The 22,477-nt window shown below is 60.7% G+C and carries 20 protein-coding genes; 10 read left to right on the forward strand and 10 right to left on the reverse strand.

Annotated features, from left to right (window positions below; translation table 11 throughout):
• Positions 1 to 5: 5 nt before the first annotated feature.
• Positions 6 to 593, reverse strand: a complete 588-nt coding sequence (locus tag AC1RL4_RS26225) for a LysE family translocator (protein WP_230172538.1) — start codon at positions 591 to 593, stop codon at positions 6 to 8.
• 241 nt (positions 594 to 834) lie between these two features.
• On the opposite strand from AC1RL4_RS26225, the gene AC1RL4_RS26230 reads away from it, so the two are divergent.
• Positions 835 to 1,047 carry a DUF1059 domain-containing protein gene (locus tag AC1RL4_RS26230; protein WP_007937743.1) on the forward strand — a complete coding sequence of 71 codons (213 nt, stop codon included), beginning with the start codon at positions 835 to 837 and terminating at the stop codon, positions 1,045 to 1,047.
• 181 nt (positions 1,048 to 1,228) lie between these two features.
• The gene (locus AC1RL4_RS26235) at positions 1,229 to 1,849 is read left to right on the forward strand and encodes a LysE family translocator (RefSeq protein ID WP_096480084.1); all 621 of its coding nucleotides are present in this window, start codon (positions 1,229 to 1,231) and stop codon (positions 1,847 to 1,849) included.
• A gap of 3 nt (positions 1,850 to 1,852) precedes the next feature.
• Here AC1RL4_RS26235 and AC1RL4_RS26240 read toward each other — a convergent pair whose 3' ends face one another.
• Complete coding sequence (locus tag AC1RL4_RS26240) at positions 1,853 to 2,266, reverse strand: VOC family protein (RefSeq protein WP_086946053.1); 414 nt, start codon at positions 2,264 to 2,266, stop codon at positions 1,853 to 1,855.
• A 126-nt stretch (positions 2,267 to 2,392) separates the two neighbouring features.
• Between AC1RL4_RS26240 and AC1RL4_RS26245 the strand changes: the two genes are divergently transcribed.
• The 4 genes from AC1RL4_RS26245 to AC1RL4_RS26260 all read left to right on the forward strand — a co-directional run bounded on the left by AC1RL4_RS26245 (position 2,393) and on the right by AC1RL4_RS26260 (position 5,628).
• The gene (locus tag AC1RL4_RS26245; RefSeq protein ID WP_096480082.1) at positions 2,393 to 3,475 is read left to right on the forward strand and encodes a bifunctional transcriptional activator/DNA repair enzyme AdaA; all 1,083 of its coding nucleotides are present in this window, start codon (positions 2,393 to 2,395) and stop codon (positions 3,473 to 3,475) included.
• Positions 3,476 to 3,535: 60 nt separating this feature from the next.
• Positions 3,536 to 4,348 (forward strand): isocitrate lyase/PEP mutase family protein, encoded by an 813-nt coding sequence (locus tag AC1RL4_RS26250; protein ID WP_019579343.1) that lies wholly within the window; start codon positions 3,536 to 3,538, stop codon positions 4,346 to 4,348.
• A gap of 75 nt (positions 4,349 to 4,423) precedes the next feature.
• Positions 4,424 to 5,041: a DNA-3-methyladenine glycosylase family protein gene (locus AC1RL4_RS26255; protein WP_230172536.1), complete on the forward strand. Its 618-nt coding sequence runs from the start codon at positions 4,424 to 4,426 to the stop codon at positions 5,039 to 5,041.
• Positions 5,042 to 5,139: 98 nt separating this feature from the next.
• Positions 5,140 to 5,628 (forward strand): GFA family protein, encoded by a 489-nt coding sequence (locus tag AC1RL4_RS26260; RefSeq protein WP_019579348.1) that lies wholly within the window; start codon positions 5,140 to 5,142, stop codon positions 5,626 to 5,628.
• 120 nt (positions 5,629 to 5,748) lie between these two features.
• Here the strand turns inward: AC1RL4_RS26260 and AC1RL4_RS26265 are convergent, their stop codons facing one another.
• The 3 genes from AC1RL4_RS26265 to AC1RL4_RS26275 form a co-directional block, all read right to left on the reverse strand.
• The gene (locus AC1RL4_RS26265; RefSeq protein WP_019579349.1) at positions 5,749 to 7,035 is read right to left on the reverse strand and encodes an ATP-binding protein; all 1,287 of its coding nucleotides are present in this window, start codon (positions 7,033 to 7,035) and stop codon (positions 5,749 to 5,751) included.
• Positions 7,036 to 7,743, reverse strand: coding sequence for a winged helix-turn-helix domain-containing protein (locus tag AC1RL4_RS26270; protein WP_096481623.1), 708 nt, complete (start codon positions 7,741 to 7,743; stop codon positions 7,036 to 7,038).
• Between the two features lie 160 nt (positions 7,744 to 7,903).
• A complete protein-coding gene (locus AC1RL4_RS26275; RefSeq protein ID WP_008010271.1) occupies positions 7,904 to 8,512 on the reverse strand; it encodes a MiaE family protein in 609 nt (202 codons plus the stop codon).
• A 159-nt stretch (positions 8,513 to 8,671) separates the two neighbouring features.
• Here AC1RL4_RS26275 and AC1RL4_RS26280 point away from each other — a divergent pair, with 159 nt between their 5' ends.
• Entirely contained in the window at positions 8,672 to 9,535 is an 864-nt protein-coding gene (locus tag AC1RL4_RS26280; protein WP_230172534.1) for a universal stress protein, read from the forward strand.
• 104 nt (positions 9,536 to 9,639) lie between these two features.
• Here AC1RL4_RS26280 and AC1RL4_RS26285 read toward each other — a convergent pair whose 3' ends face one another.
• Positions 9,640 to 10,110, reverse strand: a complete 471-nt coding sequence (locus AC1RL4_RS26285) for a DUF1289 domain-containing protein (protein ID WP_007937731.1) — start codon at positions 10,108 to 10,110, stop codon at positions 9,640 to 9,642.
• 409 nt (positions 10,111 to 10,519) lie between these two features.
• Here AC1RL4_RS26285 and acnB point away from each other — a divergent pair, with 409 nt between their 5' ends.
• Together acnB and AC1RL4_RS26295 are read left to right on the forward strand one after the other, a co-directional pair.
• Positions 10,520 to 13,129, forward strand: a complete 2,610-nt coding sequence (gene acnB, locus AC1RL4_RS26290) for a bifunctional aconitate hydratase 2/2-methylisocitrate dehydratase (protein WP_018929654.1) — start codon at positions 10,520 to 10,522, stop codon at positions 13,127 to 13,129.
• Positions 13,130 to 13,278: 149 nt separating this feature from the next.
• On the forward strand, positions 13,279 to 13,959 hold the full coding sequence (locus AC1RL4_RS26295; protein WP_050438312.1) for a glycosyltransferase: 681 nt from the start codon (positions 13,279 to 13,281) through the stop codon (positions 13,957 to 13,959).
• A gap of 12 nt (positions 13,960 to 13,971) precedes the next feature.
• On the opposite strand, the gene AC1RL4_RS26300 is transcribed toward AC1RL4_RS26295, so the two are convergent.
• Entirely contained in the window at positions 13,972 to 15,252 is a 1,281-nt protein-coding gene (locus tag AC1RL4_RS26300) for a serine/threonine transporter (protein ID WP_019579351.1), read from the reverse strand.
• 566 nt (positions 15,253 to 15,818) lie between these two features.
• On the opposite strand from AC1RL4_RS26300, the gene AC1RL4_RS26305 reads away from it, so the two are divergent.
• The gene (locus AC1RL4_RS26305; RefSeq protein WP_018929656.1) at positions 15,819 to 16,790 is read left to right on the forward strand and encodes a 2-hydroxyacid dehydrogenase; all 972 of its coding nucleotides are present in this window, start codon (positions 15,819 to 15,821) and stop codon (positions 16,788 to 16,790) included.
• Here the strand turns inward: AC1RL4_RS26305 and tssA are convergent.
• The 3 genes from tssA to AC1RL4_RS26320 are packed head-to-tail and all read right to left on the reverse strand — an operon-like array spanning position 16,787 to position 22,463.
• A complete protein-coding gene (tssA, locus tag AC1RL4_RS26310; protein WP_018929657.1) occupies positions 16,787 to 17,884 on the reverse strand; it encodes a type VI secretion system protein TssA in 1,098 nt (365 codons plus the stop codon). The two genes, AC1RL4_RS26305 and tssA, sit on opposite strands and share 4 nt — an antisense overlap.
• Entirely contained in the window at positions 17,881 to 21,699 is a 3,819-nt protein-coding gene (locus tag AC1RL4_RS26315; RefSeq protein WP_230172532.1) for a type VI secretion system protein, read from the reverse strand. The genes tssA and AC1RL4_RS26315 overlap by 4 nt, the downstream gene beginning before the upstream one ends.
• Complete coding sequence (locus AC1RL4_RS26320) at positions 21,696 to 22,463, reverse strand: DotU family type IV/VI secretion system protein (RefSeq protein WP_230172530.1); 768 nt, start codon at positions 22,461 to 22,463, stop codon at positions 21,696 to 21,698. Before AC1RL4_RS26320 ends, AC1RL4_RS26315 begins: the two co-directional genes overlap by 4 nt.
• Positions 22,464 to 22,477: the final 14 nt, after the last annotated feature.

Consider the following 22,477-nt stretch of genomic DNA (forward strand, 5'->3'; position numbering starts at 1 on the left):
GTTGCTTAGGAAAGCAACAAATACACCGCACTCAGCCCTAGCAACAATGCCATGAGCCGGTTGAACCATCGCATGCCTACAGGATTATTCAGATAACCCTGCAGGCATGTCCCGGCATACGCCCAACATCCGACAGACACATAGCAGATCACCAGATACACCGCCGCGAACTGCCAGACCAGCCGCGCCTCGCCGTCCGCGACGAACGCGCCCATGCCCGCTACACAGGCCAGCCAGGCTTTCGGATTGAGCCATTGCATCATCGCGCCATATAACATCGACGGCGCCCGGCGCGATTTATCCGCATCGATGCGGCCATCGTCCGCCGCCAGTTTCCAGGCCATGAACAACAGAAACGCAACACCCGCCAGTTGCACCACTTGCGTCAGCGCCGGCCACAACCGCAATACCTCATGCAACCCCATTCCCATCAATACCAGCAATAAAACGAAACCCAGCGTTGCTCCGGCGACATGTCGCTGACTGGCGCGAAAACCGAACTGCGCCCCCGAACTCAACGCCACAATGTTCACCGGCCCCGGTGTAATGGAAGCGACCAAGGCAAACGCCGCCATGGAAAGAATCAGACTCATTGCATACCTTCTTCAATTCAGTTGAACCAGGGCTCAAGGTAAAGAGCCAGGGAAATGCTGTATTGAAGAAAACAACCCTTGCCTGTTCCGCGATGCATGTCGCGCCCTGTAGGTTGCAAGACTGTCACGAGGCACCTTATGGCGGGCCTATACTTCAAGAGTCGGCACACTCGATGCGGGGCGCGTCGAGTGATCGTTCACGCAGGCCACAGCCTGCCTTCATCGTAGGGAGGAGAAGATCATGGCGCGTAAATACATCGACTGCCGCGAGTTCCCAAGCGCTTCCAAATGCTCGGTCGCCCTGTCCGCAGACTCTGAAAACGAACTGCTGGAGGCCGCGGCACAGCATGCGGTCAGTGTTCACAAGCACACCGATTCACCAGAACTGCGTGCTCAACTGAAGACAATGTTCCACGACGGGACCCCGCCCGTAGAAGCACCGCGTCCGGCGTAGGAACTGCCGAAGACTGCGATCCGTAAACGCAAGAAGGGACAGACCACGACTCAAGGCAAATGCCGAACAATCGTGGTCTGTCCCGTGTTTTTCTGTACGGCTATTTGCATCCACCGCTGTATGGGCCAAATCACCAACCACCCGTGATAAAAATACCGCTCTCGTTCCTGGAGCCCCGTTCATGGACCTCGCCACCCTCCTCCTGTTTTTGCCGGCCTGCTTCGCCCTGAACATGGCCCCCGGCCCAAACAATCTGTTGTCGGTCAGCAACGCCACCCGTTATGGCTATCGTCGCGCCTGTGTGGCCGGCGTCGGGCGTTTGCTCGCGTTTGCCGGGATGATTGGCCTGGCCGCCGCCGGATTGTCGGTGGTGCTGAAAACCTCGGAATGGCTGTTCTACGCGATCAAGATCATCGGTGCCGCTTACCTGTTGTACCTGGCGTGGCAACTGTGGCGTGCCAATCCCGAGGCCGAGCAGCACGTCACCGGCACGCCGGTGGGGATTCTGGCCCTGGCGCGGCAGGAGTTTCTGGTGGCAGCGGGTAATCCCAAGGCCATTTTGCTGTTCACCGCCTTCCTGCCGCAGTTCGTCGACCCGACCCAGGCGGTGGCTCCGCAATTCGCGGTGCTCGGCGCGTTGTTCCTGCTGCTGGAATGGATTGCCATCAGCGCCTACGCCTACATGGGCCTGCACATGCGCCGCTGGTTTGCAGAACCACGGGGCAAGCGGATGTTCAACCGTTGCTGCGCGGGGTTGCTGTCGGCGGCAGCTTCGGTGCTGTTGATGGCGAAACGGGCCTGACCTTTACGCTTGGGACGGTCCTTTCAGTTCGACCTGGTTGCCGTCCGGATCGAAGCAATAGATCGACAGCCCGTTGCCCTCGGCACCAAAACGCACCGCGGCTTTCTCGGGTTTCAGGCCGAAGGACTGCAAGTGACTGACCAGCGCTTCCTCGTCAAACGGTTCGATGCGCAGGCAGAAGTGGTCGACGTTGCGCCGTTCGCGACCAGCGGCAGCCCCGCCCGTGCGGCCGAGTTCGCCCTGGATATCGACGAGGTCGATCATCGAGGTGCCCGCACGCAAATGCACCAGGCCCAGATCGTCGCGGCGCTTGACCAGTTCGGCGCCGAGAACCTCGCCGTAAAACGCGATGCTGCGTTCGAGATCCTCGACGCGCAGGACGATGTGATCGATGTGTTTAATCGTGAATGCTTGCATTGGGATGGATTCCTGAAAATATCGTTTACAGCATTGCCAGTGCCCCGATGACTGTAGCTCAGGGTACAAAAATTCTCTGTCGATTTTCCGGTGGAGGCGCCAGGCAACGCGGCTTATGCTCAGTCCATGAACCTACAAAACGCTGTGCTTCCGCCCCACGCCGAGATGGTTCGCGCCATGCTCGAACGCGACACCGCCTACGAGGGGGTGTTCTTTACCGCGGTCAAAACCACCGGCATCTTCTGCCGCCCCAGTTGCACGGCGCGCAAACCGAAGCCGGAAAACGTCGAGTTCTTCGCCCATGCCGATGAGGCGATGTCGGCGGGTTATCGAGCCTGCCTGCGGTGCAAGCCGCTGGACGCCGCGGCCATTGCGCCGGACTGGGTGCAACGACTGCTGAAATCCGTCGACGCCGCCCCCGACCAGCGCTGGACCGATGCCCAATTGCTCGCCGAGAGCATCGAGCCGCTGAAACTGCGGCGCTGGTTCAAGCAGCATTTCGGCATGACCTTTCACGCCTGGCTGCGCAGCCGACGCCTGGGCATCGCCCTCGGTGGCATCAAGCAAGGCGAATCCATCGACAACGCGGCGTTCGATTCCGGCTACGAATCCTTGAGCGGTTTTCGCGATGCGTTTCAAAAGTCATTCCACATCACGCCCGGTCGCGCCGCCCACAGCGAGCCGCTGCTGTTCACCCGATTGACCACGCCGCTGGGGCCGATGATCGCCATGGCCGAACAGCGTGGGCTGGTGCTATTGGAGTTTCTCGACCGACCGGCATTGACCAAGGAAATCGAAGAACTGCAGAACCATTATGGCTACGCCGTGGCCCCCGGCCACAACGGGCATTTGCAGCAGATCGAAGAGGAACTGGCGCAATACTTCGCCGGCAAACGGAGCGAATTCAACGTGCCCCTCCACCTGCCCGGCAGCGCGTTCGCCAAGCAGGTGTGGAGCGAATTGATGAAGATCCCCTACGGCCAGACCAGCACCTATGGCGCGATTGCCGCGCAACTGGGCAAGCCCGGCGCCAGTCGCGCCGTGGGCATGGCCAACGGACAAAACCGTCTGGCGATTGTGCTGCCCTGTCATCGGGTGATCGGCGCAGACGGCTCGTTGACCGGCTATGGTGGTGGACAACCGCGTAAAGCGTTTCTGCTCAGGCTGGAAAGCGCCGCGGTGCAAATCACCCAACAACTGGCATTCTGATCACTCCACGGCTTTTCAAAAAAAGGTTTTCCAATAAAGAGTCATAAGGAAGGACATTCGATGGACACACTCGACACTCAATTCCATCAACTGCACCAGAGCGGGCTGTTGATTCTGACCAACGTCGCCGATGCCACCGGGGCGCGACTGGTGGAACAGCTGGGCAGTAAAGCCGTGGCCACCAGCAGCGCTGCAGTGGCCTGGGTGCATGGTTATCCGGATGGCAACACCTTGCCGCTTGAGCGGCTGGTTTCCACCGTCGAATCCATCGCCCGGGTCATCAGCGTGCCGTTGAGCGTGGACATCGAGGCGGGTTATTCCGATGACCTGGGGCGAGTTGCGCAAGTGGTCGACGCGGTGATCGCCGCCGGTGCCGTGGGGATCAATATCGAGGACGGTGCTGCCCCGCCCGACCTGCTGGCCCGCAAGATCGAAATCGCGCGCCAGGTTGCCAATCGCCGGGATGTGAAGCTGTTCATCAATGCCCGCACTGACGTGTACCTCAGGGGGCTGGTGCCGGCCGAAGATCGTGTCGCCGAGACGCTCAAACGCGCCGCGTTGTATCAGGCGGCCGGTGCCGACGGACTGTTCGCCGCTGGCGTCACGGCGGCGTACGAGATCGACGCCCTGTGCCACGGCACGACGCTGCCGCTGAACGTGCTCGGCTTCCCGGGCCTGCCGTCGCCTGAAGAACTGCAAGCCCTTGGCGTACGCCGTTTGAGCGCCGGCTCGGGCATCGCCGAATTCCTCTACGGCGCCATGGCCGGCCTGGCCAAAAGCTTTCTGCAAACCGGCACGCTCGACAGCAGTCACCTCAAGGCCTTCACCTACAGCCAAGTGAACGCCCTGCTGGCCCCGACCGGGAAAGTTTGACCGCAAGCAATGGAGTGCGGCGCTGCGGGGAGACGACTAGTCTTCCCGCTGCCACCCGCCCCCTCAGGATGCTCCATGCCCGACAACTATCAACTGGCCAGCCAATTCCTCTCGGCCCTCGATGCCGACTGGCAGCGCCACATCAGCGCCATCGGCCCCTGCCTGCATCAGCCCCATGCGGCGCGCGATCCTTATGAGTCGCTGGTGCGGGCGATTGCCTATCAGCAACTGCATGCAAAGGCTGGCGATGCGATTGTCGGCCGGCTGCTGGCGTTGTTTCCCGCGAGCACCTTCCCCAGACCCGAGCAGATCCTGGCGACTGACTTCGAGCAGATGCGCGGTTGCGGCTTTTCCGCCAGCAAGATCGCGACCATCCAGGGCATCGCCCAAGCGGCTCTGGACGGCGTGGTGCCGGACTACGCCACGGCGCTGGCGATGGACGATGAAGCGTTGATCGAGCGTTTGATCACCTTGCGCGGAGTGGGCCGCTGGACCGTGGAAATGCTGCTGATCTACAGCCTGGAGCGGCCAGACGTTTTGCCGGCCGATGACTTCGGGGTGCGTGAGGGTTATCGCCGGTTGAAGGGGCTGGAACAACAGCCGAGTCGCAAGCAGATGATTGATATCGGGTTGGCGTGGAGCCCTTATCGGACGGTGGCGGCGTGGTACTTGTGGCGGGTGCCTAACCGGTAGACCGCGAAGGCGCCAGCACATCCAGCATAAATTCAACTGTCCAGAAACGCTTACGGTCTAGTCTGTCTTGAGTCATCCCAACCCCATCGGAGGCTCCCATGCAGCTCGAAGGCTCCTGCCATTGCGGCGCGGTGTCGTTCAGCCTGACCAGCGCCCACCCCTACCCTTATCAGCGTTGCTACTGCTCCATCTGTCGCAAGACCCAGGGCGGTGGCGGTTATGCGATCAACCTGGCGGGCGACGCCCAGAGCCTCAAGGTGCGTGGTCGCAAGCACATCTCGATTTACCATGCGCGGCTCAAGGACGAAGGCGATAAACGCGCCCGGCGCAGCACCGCCGAGCGACATTTCTGCTCCCTGTGCGGTTCGGGGCTATGGCTGTTCAGCCCTGAATGGCCGGAGCTGATTCACCCGTTTGCCTCGGCCATCGACACCCCGTTGCCGGTGCCGCCCGAGCACACGCATCTGATGCTCGGCTCCAAGGCGCCGTGGGTGGAAGTCGAGGTGTATCCGGGGGACCAGCAATTCGAGGTCTACCCCGTAGAGTCCATTGCCCAGTGGCATATTCGCCTGGGCTTAAGTCGGTAATCCCGTTCACAGTCTTTGACGATTGTGGAGCGGCGGATGCAGATGTCGTTGGCTGGTCAGGTGGTTTATACCTTTTGATGATGCGGTGTTGTTGATGGCGTCAGTGAGAGCAACCCCGAGCTAATCCAAATGCGCCCAGGTCATGCGAAACGACGCCCCGCCCCACGGCGAATCCGCCACTTCCACTTGCCCGCCATGGGATTGAGACACCCGCCGCACCAGCGCCAGGCCCAGGCCGAAACCACCGGTGCGGCGGTCGCGGCTGGCATCGAGGCGCGAGAACGGCTCGAAGATTTTCTCCCGCCCGTCCAGCGGCACGCCCGGCCCATCATCGTTGACCTGCACCTCGTAATGATCACCGGTGCGCACCAACGACACTTCCACCCGCTGATCGGCATAACGAATGGCATTGCGCAGCAAATTGATCACTGCCCGGGCCATGAAGCGCGGTTCGATACGAATTTCGTCAACCTGACATTCGACAATCAGCAGTTGCACCCCGGCGGCTTCAGCCTCCAGCGTCACGCTGCCCACCACGCTGTCTAGCCAATGGCTGGCCTGAATGTTCTCCCGGGTAATCACCGTGGCGCCGCGTTCAAGGCTGGCGTACGTCAGCAACTCGGAAACCATTTCTTCCAGCTCGCCGAGGTCGGCGTACATGTCGGCGATCAACTCGCGGTTCTGGGTTGGGTCGGGCTGTTGCTTGAGTTGGTCGAGTTCGAACGACAACCGCGCGATGGGTGTGCGCAGCTCATGGGACACCGCGTTGGTCAGCTCGCGCTGGTTGGCGATCAGCCCCTCGATGCGCGCGGCCATCAGGTTGAAGTGTTCGGCCAGGTCACGAATGTTCGAGCGCTTGGACAGCTGGATACGCGCCGACAGGTCGTTGTCGCCAAAGCGCTCGGCGGCCAGGCGCAGTGTCTCCAGATCGCGCCAATGCGGGCGCACCCAGAAAAACAATACAAAACCGATCATCACCGCGATCATCAGATAGGCCGCGGCAATGTAGAACGGCATCAGACTCGGCTCGGCTGGCAGCTTGATGCTGAGCAGTTGCGAACCGTCGTCAATGCGCGAAATGAACTGCGTGTACTTGTCGCGCATCACCAGCAGGCCCTGGGCCAACTCGGCTTGTTCCTGATCGGTCAGAGACAATTGATCGGTCTCGACCAGAGCCAGGCCCAAACCGTAGTGAGGGCGTATGGCTTCCAGCTGTCGCTCCCGGGCCGGACTGTCCAGGCCGCGCAATTGCTCGACCAGCGACCAGGCCTGACCACGCACCGCCTCTTGGTTGTAGCTGCGCATCTGACCGTCGAGCAGCGCATCGAACGTGCGCTCGACGGTTTGCAGCCCCAGTACCAGGCCAACCGTCATCACCAGAAACAGTCCCAAAAATAACCGCAGCATTTACAGCTCCCACGCAAACGGATTGAACAGATAACCCTTGCCCCACACGGTCTTGATGCACACCGGTTCGCGCGGGTTGTCCTTGAGCTTGCCGCGCAGTTTGCTGATGTACACGTCGACACTGCGGTTGAGGCCGTCGAAGGCGATACCGCGCATGCGGTTGAGGATGTCGTCGCGGGACAGCGTCTTGCCGGCGGCGCTGGCCAGCAACCACAGCAGTTCGAATTCCATGGTGGTGAGCTCGATGCCCTCGCCCGCCAGGCGCACTTCGCGGCAACTGCGATCGATGCTTAGATGACCGAATTCCAGTGAGCTGCACACACTGCTGTCCGGCAGCTGACGGCGTTGCAAAGCGCGCAATCGGGCGAGCAGCACTGGGGGTTTGATGGGTTTGATCACGTAGTCGTCGGCACCGGATTCCAGGCCGAGAATGTGATCGAGGTCGTCTTCCTTGGCGGTGAGGATGACGATGGGTGTGTCGGACACACTGCGGATTTCGCGGCACACGTGCAGGCCGCTCTGCCCCGGCAACATCAGGTCGAGCACAACGACTTTCGGTTTGAATTCAAGGAAAGCGGCTACCGCGAGGTCACCGCGGTGCACCTGTCGAACTTCAAAACCGTGTTGGGCCAGGAAATGCGCAATCAGCCCGGCGAGCTTCTCGTCGTCTTCCACCAGCAATACTTTGCCAAAACCCAGACTCTCCATGATGACCGTCTGCCAACCCTTGAATGAAATGGCCGGCATTATGGCGCCAATCGATAAAGGGACGGTTATCGCAGACAGCAAAAACCGGCCACGGGGGCCGGTTTTTGGCGATGTTTCATTCTTTTAAGAGTTTTTAACAATTATTGAAGATGAAACATTGTCACGCCGCGACCGGCACACCACTGTGAAACCTGAACTCCACATCCGGCGACTCGATCAACGCCTGTTCGGCGTCGCGCACTTTGTCGATCACCTGGGCGATGTCCTTGGCGTCACCGTATTGATAGGCCAGTTTCAGATACCCCTGGAAATGCCGGGCCTCGCTTTTCAGCAGGCCGAAATAGAACTTGCCCAGCTCCTCATCCAGATGCGGCACCAACGCCTCGAAACGCTCGCAACTGCGGGCTTCGATGAACGCGCCGACCACCAGCGTATCCACCAGTTTCACCGGCTCGTGGCTGCGCACCACTTTGCGCAGCCCCGAGGCGTAACGCCCGGCGGACAACTGACGCAGCTCGATCTTGCGCTTTTTCATCAGGCGCATGACCTGCTCGTGGTGCACCAGCTCTTCCCGGGCCAGACGCGACATCAGGTTGATCAGATCGACGTGGGAGTGATACTTGGCAATCAGGCTCAACGCCGTGCTGGCCGCCTTGAATTCGCAGTTTTTGTGGTCGATCAGCAGCGTTTCCTGATCGGCCAGCGCGGCCTGGACCCAACCGTCGGGCGTGCGGCAGCCGAGGAACTCGTGAATTTCGGGAAGGATCATGGGGCTCACGGATAAAAGGTTCAAAACGAAGGGCGCCGATTATACCGGCCTGCCGACAGACCACCAGTCGCCACCGTTGATATGCATCAAGTCGCGAATGCCCGACCAGCAACTATAGTTGTCCAACGCAGTGTTTTTACCTTCCTGGAGATCCCGATCATGCAAGCCATTCGCAGCATTCTGGTGGTCATTGAACCCGAACACTCGGAAAGCCTGGCGCTCAAACGGGCCAAATTGATCGCTGGCGTGACCCAGGCTCATCTGCACCTGCTGGTCTGCGATAAAAAGCATGATCACAGCGCGATGCTCGGCGTGCTCAAGGCGGCCCTGCTGGCGGACGGGTACAACGTCACCACCGAGCAAGCCTGGAACGAAAGCCTGCACGACACCATTATCGATGTGCAGCAGGCTGAAGGTTGCGGGCTGGTGGTCAAGCAGCATTATCCCGACAGCCCACTGAAAAAGGCCCTGCTGACCCCGGCGGACTGGAAACTGCTGCGCTACTGCCCGACTCCGGTGCTGCTGGTGAAAACCGCCAAACCCTGGGCCGGTGGCGTGATCCTGGCGGCCATCGATGTCGGCAACATGGACGGCGAACACCGCACCTTGCATGCCAGCATCATCGATCATGGCTACGACATTGCCAGCTTGGCCAAGGCCCATCTGCACGTGATCAGCGCCCATCCGTCGCCGATGCTGTCGGCGGCCGACCCGACGATGCAGCTCAAGGAAACCATCGAGGCCCGTTACCGCGAGCAGTGCCAGGCGTTCCAGGCCGAGTTCGACATCGACGACGACCACCTGCACATCGAGGAAGGCCCGGCGGATGTATTGATTCCGTTCATGGCCCATAAGCTGGGGGCCTCCGTGACGGTAATCGGCACGGTGGCGCGGACCGGGTTGTCCGGGGCGTTGATCGGGAATACGGCGGAAGTGGTGCTTGATGCACTGGAAAGCGATGTGCTGGTGCTCAAGCCGGACGACATCATGGATCACCTGGAAGAGATCGTGACCCGGCATTGAGATTTTCGGCGTCGGGTCGATCGCCTTCGCGGGCAAGCCTCGCTCCTACAGGGTAAGCAACGCAAGACTGTAGGAGCGAGGCTTGCCCGCGAAGCTTTTAAAAATCAGCCGCCGAAGGCGTCTTTTAGGAACCCCGGCGCAATGTAGCGCTGGTAATGCGCTTCCGAGAGCAGGAAAAATTCCCGATCAATGGCATCGCGCAATTCCGGCAGGTTCCAGTCGCGGAACTCCGGCAGCAGCACCATTCCGTAGGCTTCCAGATTATTGATGACCCGCGCGCCCCGGGCGATCAGCTGATAAGCCCAGCAATACTCCGACTGATGCGGCACAAAACGGATCTTGCGCTGTTCCAGCTGCATTCTCAGCAGCGCGGGATCGAAAATTTCTACCTTGGCAGCCATCACCTGCGACAACAGCTGCTCAAGCCGCAACCACACCGCGCGTTTTTCTTCCTCGTTGTAACCGTTCCAGTGGATCACTTCGTGATGGAAACGCTTGCAGCCACGGCACACCAAATCACCGTAAACAGTGGAGCAGAGGCCGACGCAGGGGGTCTTGATGGTCTGATTGGGCATAGGTAGACAAAACACGGGAAAGCAGAACAGGTCGGCATGTTAGCCCTTTGTCTAACATTCATCACCCCTCAAAGTTTTGGACCTAACTTACCTTTCAAATTTTTTTGCCGTAGAATCAGCCAGCCTTTTAAGGCGCCAATGTCCGTTAAGAAGCTGTTTTCAAAGCGTCACGAGCACAGTCGTTCCTTCAGAGCGGTGTTGGCGAAGGGTTTTTCCAGCGGGGAAAAGCCCAACGCCAACCCTCATCAGCTCCCCGTTCTGCAGGCGTAAAACTTTGAAAGCAGCTTCTGTAAGGAATTGCCGGTAATTCTGGCTAAGCGGCCCACAACGCCACGCAGCGCATGAGTACGGTAATTTCGGGATGAGCGTCCCGGACACCCATTTGGGACCACTGATGAGGGTAATAACTGTGCTTGAAGCCTACCGCAAACATATCGAAGAGCGCGCAGCACTGGGTATCGTTCCCCAGCCGCTTAACGCCGAACAAACTGCAGGCCTGGTCGAGCTGCTGAAGAATCCCCCGGCTGGCGAAGAAGCTTTCCTCGTTGACCTGATCACCAATCGCGTTCCGCCAGGAGTGGACGAAGCCGCCTATGTAAAGGCCGGTTTCCTGTCTGCCCTCGCCAAGGGCGAAGCCAAATCCCCTCTGATCGACAAGAAGCGCGCTGTTGAACTGCTCGGCACCATGCAGGGCGGCTACAACATCGTGACCCTGGTAAACCTGCTGGACGACGCCGAACTGGCGCCAGTGGCTGCCGAAGAACTCAAGCACACCCTGCTGATGTTCGATGCCTTCCACGACGTGGCTGAAAAAGCCAAGAACGGCAACGTTCACGCCAAGGCCGTGCTGCAATCCTGGGCTGACGGCGAGTGGTTCAAGAAGCGCCCGGTGCTGGCCGACAAGATCAGCCTGCGCGTCTTCAAGGTGACCGGCGAAACCAACACCGACGACCTGTCCCCTGCTCCAGACGCCTGGTCGCGTCCAGACATCCCGCTGCACGCCCTGGCCATGCTGAAAATGGCCCGTGACGGCATCGTTCCGGACGAGCAAGGCAAGACCGGCCCGATGAAGCAGATCGAAGAAATGCGCGGCCAGGGTTTCCCTATCGCCTACGTCGGTGACGTGGTCGGTACCGGTTCCTCGCGTAAATCCGCTACCAACTCGGTACTGTGGTTCTTCGGCGACGACATTCCTTACGTGCCGAACAAGCGCGCTGGCGGTTTCTGCTTCGGCAGCAAAATCGCTCCGATCTTCTACAACACCATGGAAGATGCCGGCGCACTGCCAATCGAGTTCGACGTTTCCAACATGAACATGGGCGATGTGATCGACCTGTACCCGCATGCTGGCAAAGTCACCAAGCACAACAGCGACGAAGTCCTGACCACCTTCGAAATGAAGACCCCGGTTCTGCTGGACGAAGTCCGCGCCGGCGGCCGTATTCCGCTGATCATCGGCCGTGGCCTGACCGAGAAGGCTCGCGCCGAACTGGGTCTGCCACCGTTCGACCTGTTCAAGAAGCCTGAAGCACCGGCCGAAAGCACCAAGGGTTTCACCCTGGCGCAGAAAATGGTCGGCAAGGCTTGCGGCCTGGCAGAAGGCAAAGGCGTTCGTCCTGGCACCTACTGCGAACCGAAGATGACCACCGTGGGTTCCCAGGACACCACCGGTCCAATGACCCGTGACGAACTGAAAGACCTGGCGTGCCTGGGCTTCTCCGCTGATCTGGTGATGCAGTCCTTCTGCCACACCGCGGCTTATCCAAAGCCGATCGACGTGACCACCCACCACACCCTGCCTGACTTCATCATGACCCGCGGCGGCGTTTCCCTGCGTCCGGGCGACGGCATCATCCACTCGTGGCTGAACCGCATGCTGCTGCCAGACACCGTGGGTACCGGTGGCGACTCGCACACCCGTTTCCCGATGGGCATCTCGTTCCCGGCCGGTTCCGGTCTGGTCGCGTTCGCCGCAGCCACCGGCGTCATGCCGCTGGACATGCCGGAATCGATCCTGGTGCGCTTCAAAGGCAAAATGAAACCTGGCATCACCCTGCGTGACCTGGTTCATGCCATTCCTTACTTCGCCATCCAGAATGGCCTGCTGACCGTCGAGAAGAAAGGCAAGAAAAACGCCTTCTCCGGCCGCATCCTGGAAATCGAAGGCCTGGAAGGCCTGACGCTGGAACAGGCTTTCGAACTGTCCGACGCGTCGGCCGAACGTTCGGCTGCCGGTTGCACCATCAAGCTGTCGAAAGAGTCGATCACCGAGTACCTGCAGTCCAACATCACCCTGCTGCGCTGGATGATCGGCGAAGGCTACGGCGATGCACGTACCCTGGAACGTCGCGCTCAAGCGATGGAAGCCTGGATCGCCAACCCGCAACTGATGGAAGCCGATGCTGACGCCGAATACGCCGAAGTCATCGAAATCGATCTGGCGGACATCAATGAGCCTGTGCTCTGCGCACCAAACGATCCGGACGACGCCCGTCTGCTCTCCAGCGTTGCTGGCGAGAAGATCGACGAAGTGTTCATCGGTTCGTGCATGACCAACATCGGTCACTTCCGCGCTGCCGGCAAGTTGCTGGAACAGGTCAAAGGTCAGCTGCCAACCCGTCTGTGGCTGTCGCCGCCGACCAAAATGGACGCTCACCAGCTGACCGAAGAAGGCTACTACGGCATCTACGGCAAGGCCGGCGCACGCATGGAAATGCCAGGCTGCTCGCTGTGCATGGGTAACCAGGCACGTGTAGAGCCGAACTCCACCGTGGTGTCGACGTCGACCCGTAACTTCCCGAACCGTCTGGGTGACGGCGCGAACGTCTACCTGGCTTCGGCCGAGCTGGCCTCCGTTGCGTCCATCCTGGGTCGCCTGCCGACCGTCGAGGAGTACATGGAATACGCTGGCAAGATCGACAGCATGGCGGCCGACGTTTACCGCTACCTGTCCTTCGACCAGATCGCCGAGTTCCGTGAAGCTGCTGCGAACGCCAACATCCCGGTCGTTCAAGCCTAACGCTACAAAGCCATGAAAAAACGCCGCCCATCGTGAGATGAGCGGCGTTTTTTTTATGCCTGACGCCAATTACCCAGCTATCTTTGCCTGATGTCGGCACCAGGACGGCGTGCCACGAGGCCCCACGGGCCTTATCTCAAGGAGGAGTCATGCGGGTCATCTTGATCGCCATCGGTTCGCCCGGTGACGTTTTCCCCTTCATTGGCCTGGCCAATGCGCTGAACCTGCGCGGTCATCGCGCGACCTTGTGCAGCCTGCCGGCGTTCAAAGCCACCGTCGAACAGTACGGGCTGGAATTCGAGCCGTTAGGCCAGCAAAGCTGCGACGACACGCCCCGCCCGCGAGACTCGAAAAGCGCTTTGGCAGAGCAGTGGAACGCGGTCTCGCACCTGCTCGAACCGACCTATGACTACATCGCAGCGCGGCGCCATGAGGATATCGTGGTGGTGGGCTCATTTTGGGCGTTGGGCGCACGTGTGGCCCGGGAGAAGTTCGGCATTGCCTACCTTTCGGTACAGATTTCACCGTTCTTGCGCGAGACCCACCGGCTGATGCTGGACCAACTCTGTGCGCCACAGCTCAACGCGTTACGAGCCAGAAAGGGACTGGGCGGGACGGTTCAACATGTTGTCAGTCAATGGATGCACTCGCCGGACGGCGTGATCAGCTTCTGCCCCGAATGGTTCGCACCGCAGCAAGCCACTGCGCCGGCCACATTGTGCAAGGCCTGCGAAAAAGCCGTTGCGGCTATCGAGCATTGCCGCCAGCGAACCAAAGGTCGTCTGGCCAGGCATTCGAAGGGGGCGATCAACCGGGGCAGCCCCGATTGATCGCCCGCTGCTTCAGGCGGTGAGCGAGTAGATCAACGCCGAAATGGCCACCAGGCCCACCAGCGTCACGAAGACGTTGGAGGCTTGGCCACGGTAACGCGCCATTGCCGGCACCTTACGGATCGCGTACATCGGCATCAGGAACAGAATCGCCGCGATGACCGGGCCACCGAGAGTTTCGATCATGCCGAGAATGCTCGGGTTCAGGGTCGCGACGATCCAGCAGACCACCAGCATGAACGCGGCGACGATACGGTCCAGGGTCTTCGGCGCCGGGCGTTTGCCGCTCTTGACGATCAAACCCTTCAAGCCTTCGCTGGCGCCGATGTAGTGGCCCAGGAATGACTTGGAAATAGCCACGAAGGCAATCAACGGCGCCGCGAAGGCGATGGTCGGGTTGCTGAAGTGGTTGGCCAGGTACGACAGGATCGACAGGTTCTGCGCCTTGGCTTCCGCCAGTTGCGCCGGCGACAGGGTCAGCACGCAGCTGAAGACGAAGAACAGCACCATCACCACCATCAAGAGGTGGGCGCGGGACAGGATCTGCGAGCTGCGCTCTTGAGCATGAGTGCCGTAGCGACGTTTCTGGTCCACCGCGAACGCCGAAATGATCGGCGAATGGTTGAACGAGAACACCATCACCGGAATCGCCAGCCACAGGGTGTGCAGCAGCGCCGACGACTCAGGCAGCGTGGACGCGGTGCTGAGGATGCCGCCATTCCAGTGAGGAATCAGGAACACCGCCAGGAACAGCAGCGCGACGATGAACGGATACACCATCAGGCTCATGGCCTTGACGATCACCTGCTCACCGCAACGCACCACCGCCAGCAGGCCGAGAATCAGCACGAACGACAGCACGGCGCGCGGTGGCGGCATGATGTGCAGCTGATGTTCGAGGAAACTGCCCACGGTGTTGGTCAGGGCCACACTGTAGATCAGCAGGATCGGGAAGATCGCGAAGAAATACAACAAGGTGATCAGCGCGCCGGCCTTAATGCCGAAATGTTCTTCCACCACTTCGGTGATGTCTGCACCTTCACGACCGGACAGCACAAAGCGGGTCAGGCCACGGTGTGCGTAAAACGTCATGGGGAACGCCAGCAATGCCAGGATCAGCAACGGCCAAAAGCCGCCCAGCCCCGCGTTGATGGGTAAAAACAGGGTACCGGCCCCGATTGCCGTGCCAAACAGGCCCAGCATCCAGGTGGTGTCATGGCGATTCCAGCTTTCGAGGCTCGCTGGTGTCGCCGCTACATAGCGTTCGTCGACGCTATTGGCCTGATCATTCATCCGGTCGGATCTCCGCTTTCCGGTCACTTGCCACTCGGTCAGGACGCGTCGGAAAAAACCGACAGACATGCTCCGGCCGAAACAGGGGCGGGATTCTCCGCGATAAACGAGCAGAAGCAAAGGCTTAGCTGAGCAATGGTTGTGCGGAGCAGATCAAAGGCCTGTCGCTTTTAGAAAAATAACTGTCGGCAGTTGGTATGCGATGTGTCGTTTTCTGACACGCTTTAGTAAACCCTGAATGTACGGTGTGCCTGACGGACCGCAGTGCCTGATTTTACGACTGCTGCGCAGCCGAACGCAGCCTCGCAAGCTCGACAGCTGCTACACCCGAATGCAGCCTCGCAGGCTCGACAGCTGCTACGGCAATTTCATCGCGGACAAATCCTCTCCACCTGCCGCGCACTGATCTAGTGTTGTATCTAAGAAGCTCGCCGGTATCGCCAACGCCTGCACAGGTGCTTGCCAACCAATAGCCTATGATCTCGGACCATTGCCAATCTGCTCTGGAGTCAGCAATCTGACGCGACGTTCGAGCCCCGACACTCCGCTGCCCACAGGAGCCCAGCATGACCGCAACCGTTCTGGTACTGGTTGAAACCATCAATGAATACCTGCCGATTCTCGAACATCAAGGGTTTCATTTGATCCTGGCCCCAACCCCGGCCGAGCGCGCTGCCGCCATTGCCCGCCAGGGCAGCCAGATCGATGCGGTGCTGACGCGTGGCCCGTTGGGCCTGTATGCCAATGAAATCGCCGCCCTGCCCAACCTCAAGATCATTTGCGTGATCGGCGCCGGTTACGAACACGTCGACCTGCAGGCCGCCGTCAACCGGGGCATCACTGTCACCAACGGCGCCGGCGTCAATGCCTCCTCCGTTGCCGATCACGCCATGGCGTTGCTGCTGGCACTGGTTCGTGACATCCCTCGGGCAGATGCTGCCGTCCGTCGGGGCGAGTGGCCGAAAATCATGCGTCCTTCGCTGGCCGGCAAACACATAGGCATTCTCGGCCTCGGTGCCGTTGGCCTCGCTATCGCCAAACGTGCCGCCAACGGCTTCGATATGAGAGTGAGTTACCACAACCGCCAGCATCGCAGCGATGTGCCGTACAGCTATTGCTCGACGCCTACCGAGCTGGCACGCCAATCAGACTTTCTGATAGTTGCCACCCCGGGCGGGATCGGCACCCAACACCTGATCAACCGGCAAGTGCTCGACGCCCTGGGGCCCAACGGATTCCTCGTCAACATCGCCCGAGCCAGTGTGGTTGTCACGGCAGACCTGATCACCGCGCTCGAACAGCGGCGGATCGCCGGTGCTGCGCTGGATGTCTTCGACCACGAACCCCAGGTACCGGACGCCCTCAAGGGGCTGGCCAACGTGATTCTGACGCCGCATGTCGCCGGATTGTCCCCGGAGGCCACCCAAGGCACCGTCGAACTGGCCGGCAAAAACCTGACGGCGTTTTTTTCCGGTCAACCGGTACTGACGCCCATTGCGTTGCCGCCACCGTCGACAACCACCCGACTCAATCACTAAAGAACGCCCAACAGTGTCCAGAGTCGTCGGGATTCGGCATCGGCGCTGATCAGTTCGCCCAGCAGCTCGCTCAGGGGTTTGTTGCCCCACTCCACTCCCCGCTTGATCAGATAGGGCACCGGGCTGTGGGGTTCGGTGCGCGCCAGGTACTCGGCGATCAGCAGCAACTGCCGGTACGCCTCTTCACGATTCGCCGGTTCGCTGAACACCTGGGGCACTGCAAGGACTTCAGGCGCGGCGGTCGGGCTGGGGCTCGATGCAGCCACCACTGGCGTTTCGACCGGAGGCGCCGGGGTCGGTTTTCGTGGATGCATGGCGATAAACTCCTGAACCAGCGTCAACAATGCGTCGATCACGTCCTGCAGCGCCTTGAAGCCTGGGGCCTGATTTCCGAGAAAAGCGTCGCTCCACACCTCCAGCCGCTGCAAGTGCTGCTGGCTGAGCAGCAGACTGCCCTGGCTGCGCAACCAGAATGACAACGGTGTGGCGCGAATCTGTTCGGTGATTTTTTTCTGTTCGTTGCGCGCGTTCTCGGCCGAGGTCTTGGCCGCTTTACTGTCGCTGCCCTGCACCTGTTGCAACTGCAACCGGCGCCAGGCGTCCAGACAGAACCCATCGAATTCGTGGTTGTGCGGTTCGAACAATGGCACTCGGGTCAGCAACACTTCAGCGTAGCGTCGAGCCAACCATTCCAGCGGTATCACTCGCCACGACAGGTCGCCATCCTCAGCCTGTGGGTGCAGGTGTTCGGGATAGCGTTCGCACAACCCGGCCACCAGCGCCAGGCTGCCCGGCAACCCATCGAGCCCGTCCTGATGCAGCCAGGCCTCCCCCAGCCAGGCGCTGAGCATCAAATCCTTGCTGCGTTCGAGCAGCAGGCTCGTGGCCAGTTTTTCCAGCTCCGGCCACTGGGCGCGCTTGATCGACGACTGCCACACCCCCGTCGGCAAACTGGTGTCATCCTCGCGGCGCAATTCGCGCAACCGGTCGAACTCGGGTTCATAACGCAAATCCTGACCACAAGGCGCCTCCTTGCTGATCGGTTCGAGCAGTTGCGCAATCAGTTCCGGCAACGGTGTTGATGGTTGATTCACAGGCCCTCCTCCTCATGGGATTCAATCGCCGCGGTTGAGCGCGTCACCAGGAACGGTGAACGCGGAGCCCGGGTCGGCAAGGGCTGGATGGACAACGGCAATTTCGAGCCCTGGGTCATCAACGACAGGCGCACAAACATCAGGGTTTGCTCCGCTGCGCTGGCCTGCGTGGTCACGGGCAGGCGCAAGGTCAACGGAAAATCCGTGTAGTCCATGCTGGGTTGGCGTTGCACCGACATGTGCGAACGCATCAAGCGCAACAGCGACCATGGACCGCTGTACTCCCAACCCGCTTCTAGATCCCGCACTACCAGGCTCGGCTGCAACGGATCGTTGGCCGGACGTTGATAGCCATTTCTGGCCCAACGCAAGGTCAGCCGGACTGGTTGGCCGACCATCCAGCGCAGGTTCTGCTGAGCCTCGCCGGGGTAACTGATCTGTTGATTGCCGGCGTTCAAGCCCCAGGCAATCACCTGATCGGCGCCACGCTCTTCCTCCCGATCGGTGCGCCAGCGCACATCCATCTCCACCCCCAGCACGCCGCTCTTGTCGCGCACGAACATCGGCCCCAGCCAGGTACTGGCTTGCTTCAGACGATTGAGAAAGTCCTCGGCGGCCAGGCGTTCCGGGGTCTGGCTCAGAGCCAATCCGGCCTGCGCCACCGGCAAACGCTTGTCGATCAGCTCCAGCAAATGCTGGACCCGGGCCGGGTCGGCGTCGCTGGCCTGCAAGCCATTGGCAAACGGAAAGCGCTCTGCCAGGTACTGGTTGAAATAATTGGCCAGCTCATTCCAGGCCGCCGCCGCCTGCTGCTGTTGCAGGAACTGGCAGCGTTGCATGGCGGTTTGTTGCAGATCCACGGCGCGCAATGCCAAGGTTCCGCGCCCGCCCGACAGATTGGCGGTTTGCAGAATCTGGCCGCAGGACGCGACGTCCATTTCGATGAAGTCGCGGCTCACCAACTGCTCGATCTGCGCTGGCGAACTGGCGGGGTTCTGTTCTTTGTATTTGAGCAGTTCATCGTTGAGCGCACTGAACTGCGTCACCCGTTCGTAATCCAGCGCCGAGAGGTTCTGTTGCTGGACTTTCAGCCATTCCAGCGCCGAAGTGCGGCGTTCGGTGATGCCGAGCATGGTGTTGAACTGCTGCTTGAGGCTCAGTTTCAGATCCTGCACGTCATTGGCGCCGTACAGTTGCAGGCCGAAGTTCTTCGAGCCGTCCCACTGGCTGATTTCGGTGCGCCCGCTGAACAGAGGCTGGGCGACGATTTCATCGAGGCCACTGACGATGTCGGCCAGGGCGCGGCGGTTCAAAGCGGTTTGCAAACGTGTGGCCAGATCGCTGCGGCGCACCTCGACAAAGGCCTTTTGCAAGGCAATCGCCTGAGAGGCCTGCACATTGAAGACACCACTGTGGACCTGCGCATTGTGCTCGCGCAGGCTCGACAACATGGCCTTGACCACCGCGCCTTCGGCCGCTTGCAGCAACGCGCCACGATACGCCGGGGGGATGCGCGGCAGCTCTTCGGCGGCATAACTCTTGTAACTGGCGAAGTAGTTCAGCGCACTGTCGAGGTCGTCGCCATCAACACCGCGCCCCTGTCCATCCGGGACGTCGGACTGATCCGCCTGCAAGGCGATGGCGACGAAATCACGCTTGAACAGTGCCTGCACCGCGTTGTTCAACTGCACCACATGCTCCTGCAAGACCAGTTGCCCGCTGCCTTGCTGAATCAGCAAATTGTCCCTGGCCCCGGCCTGGGTGATCCACTGGTCACGAAAGCTCTGCTGCAACTTCGACGCCTGTTGATCCAGTTGCTGTTCGACCTGCGGGCCAAGCAATGTGCTTTGGCGCACCTTGTCCATCATCGCCCGGTAGCCGGGCACCAGATCCTGTCCCTTGCCCCGGCTCCACGCCGAGTTGGTCAAGCCGACCAGCGCTTGCAGGTCGTCGATCAACGCCCGCAGATCTTCCAGCTCGGTGAGGGAATTGCCGCTGCCGGCCTCCAGCCGCTCCAGGTGCAATCTCAGATAACCGGCCTGGCGGACAAAGTTATCGGCAAGGAAATACTGGTCCAGCCAGCGCTCCATGAGCCCGAGGAAGTTTTCCTCGATCTGCGCGCGCTCGACGGTCAGGTCAAGTGGCTTCAACTCACTGTTGTCGACATCCAGCAGCGCCCGGTTGTAAAAACCGGCGCGGTGCAACGTGCCAGCGTTGAGGTTCAGCGACAGGGCGTTGTTGCTCAGCAACACCAGGTCTTCGAGCGGCGCCTTGGTGTTGTTCAGCGCCTGACTGAACCACTGGTTCTGCTGCTCCAGACTCACCGCACGCTCGACCAGCTCCGTGGCCTTGACGTAGTTTTGCCATTGGGCCGGGTCTTCGCTTTCGACGTTGCCCCGTCGTTCGGTGTTGCGAATGGTCTTGAGTTGCGCCAGATCCGCGCTCAACAGATCGCGCAGCGGCAACAACAAGTGACTATGTGCGGTCAGGCGCAATTCGTTCTCCAACTGCGCATCCAGCGAGGAGAACCAGGAGGTCGGAAACACCACCGAGGTGAAGCGCCAGCGCTGCGCCTTCTCCAGCACCCGCCAGAAACCCTGGACGTTGCGCCGGGTCGCCTCCCGCCGATGAGATTCATCCGTGACCGCCACGTAATTTTTCTGCGCCCCTTGCATCAGGCGCGACAACTCATGGGCATCCTTTTCCGAGTCCTGCCACACCCACAGCATGCCAGCGCCCCAGAGCAGCGCGACCACCAGCGCCACCCCACCGGTCACGCGCTGCCAGCGCTGACGCAGGCGTAACAGACGCGGCACCACCTGAGCCAGACCGCGTTCGGCAACCATCCGCCGCTGCCACAGTTGCCGGGCGAAAGCGCTCTGCTGCAAGCCGGTGTCGTAGGCCGAAAACCCGTCGGCGCTGTCGTCCGAGGGCTGGTTGGCGGTGAAATAGACACCGCGAAAACGTGGCGCCTCGCCTTGCGCATTACCCTGGAAAACCGGTTCCAGCAAGGATTGCAGATTGCGCCGCAAGGCTTCGAAGCGTTCCGGCAAGCCGTACAGATCGACGCTCAACTGCCCGGACAAAGCGCCGATTTCGATGATCGATTCCGCCAGGGCCCGATTGACCTGATCCAGCGCCTGATCGCTCCATTGCGCCTGCCACACCGCATCAGGCCCGTAGGGTGAGGACCAACCGAGCGTACGTTCGCGCGCCTCGACCGGCAGCGCGCTAATCAACTCCTGAAAACCCGGCAACTCTTCCATGCCGGTAACGACCACGTACACCGGCAGGCTCAAACCGAAGCGCTGCAATAGATCGATAAAACGTCGACGCGCCGCCAGGCCGAGGGCCGCCGCCTGCTCGGCATTGCCCAGCCGACTGATCGGCACCGTCCAGATCACGCCGTCCAGCGGACGCTGACTGCGCAAGCGCAGGATCAACCCCAGCAAGCGCCACCAGCCACCCCGTTGCAGGTGCATGCCTTCATCCGGCAAAAACAGCGCCTGGGGCACCACCAATACGGCACCTTCGGGGTCCGACCACCAGCGACCGAACCAGCTTGGTTTGTCGGTGGGCTGCAAGCGCCACTGGGTGCACAACTGCGTGCCCTGAGTCTCGTTGCCGAGCAACAGCAGCCAGGGAATCTGGTAGCGATCCCGGGTGCCCTGCTCCTGCTCCATCTGCCGCACCGCCAGGTAAAAACTGCGGATCGCCGCGCCGCTTTGCGTGCGCAACCACCAGACCGCCACGGCGACAATCGCCAGCACCAACAGCACGACGATGATCAGGCCGATAATCCCCAGCGTGCTCATGAGTCTTGCTCCGAGGTGGCCACCGAATCGGTCAGTTGCAAGACCGGTTCGAGCTCCTGGCGAATGTCACGCCAGAACAACTGCCCCAACCCGGTCAGCAGCAGGACCACGGCAAGAATTCCCAACCCCAGGCGAAAGCCATCGGGCAACGAAAGACGCACCGGCAATTGCAGCGGCGTCACCGCTGAAGGTTGTTCGAGCCGGGCACTGACGTCGGCATAACCCGCCTCGTGCTGCCAGGCAAAGGTGAACAGCGCCAGGCGCCATTTTTCATGCTGGGCCTGATTCTGTTCGCCCCGCAGACGCCCTTGAAAACCCAGTACCAGGCACTGCAAATAGACATTGGCCAGATCGCGCGTGGTGGGAAGCTGCTCATCCAGCAGTTCCTTGATCGCCAACGGTATACGTTCGCCGGCCTGACGGCTGGCGTACATTCGCGATTCCAGGGGTTTTTCCTGCCAAGTGGACTGGCCCGGCCACGACGTGAACAGCAAGGTTTCATCGACCAGCGCGACAAAGGCATAGACCAGCGCTTTGACTTGTTCAGTGGCGGCGTCACCGACTTTGGCGAAGGCCGTTCGCCAGAGGCGTTGGGAGATTTGCGTGGAGAGTTCGACCACCGCTTCCACCAGCGCTTCGTCTTCGCTGTCCTTGGGCAACTGGCTCCAGTCCTGGGACCATTGCTGCCAGGCCTGGCGAAAAGCGCTGCTCAGCGGCGCTTCGTTCAGGCCTCGTGTACCTGTCCCGGCATTCCCCTCAGACATATGACGTTCCTTCC

This window comes from Pseudomonas sp. GW822-FHT07A10, assembly GCF_058798795.1.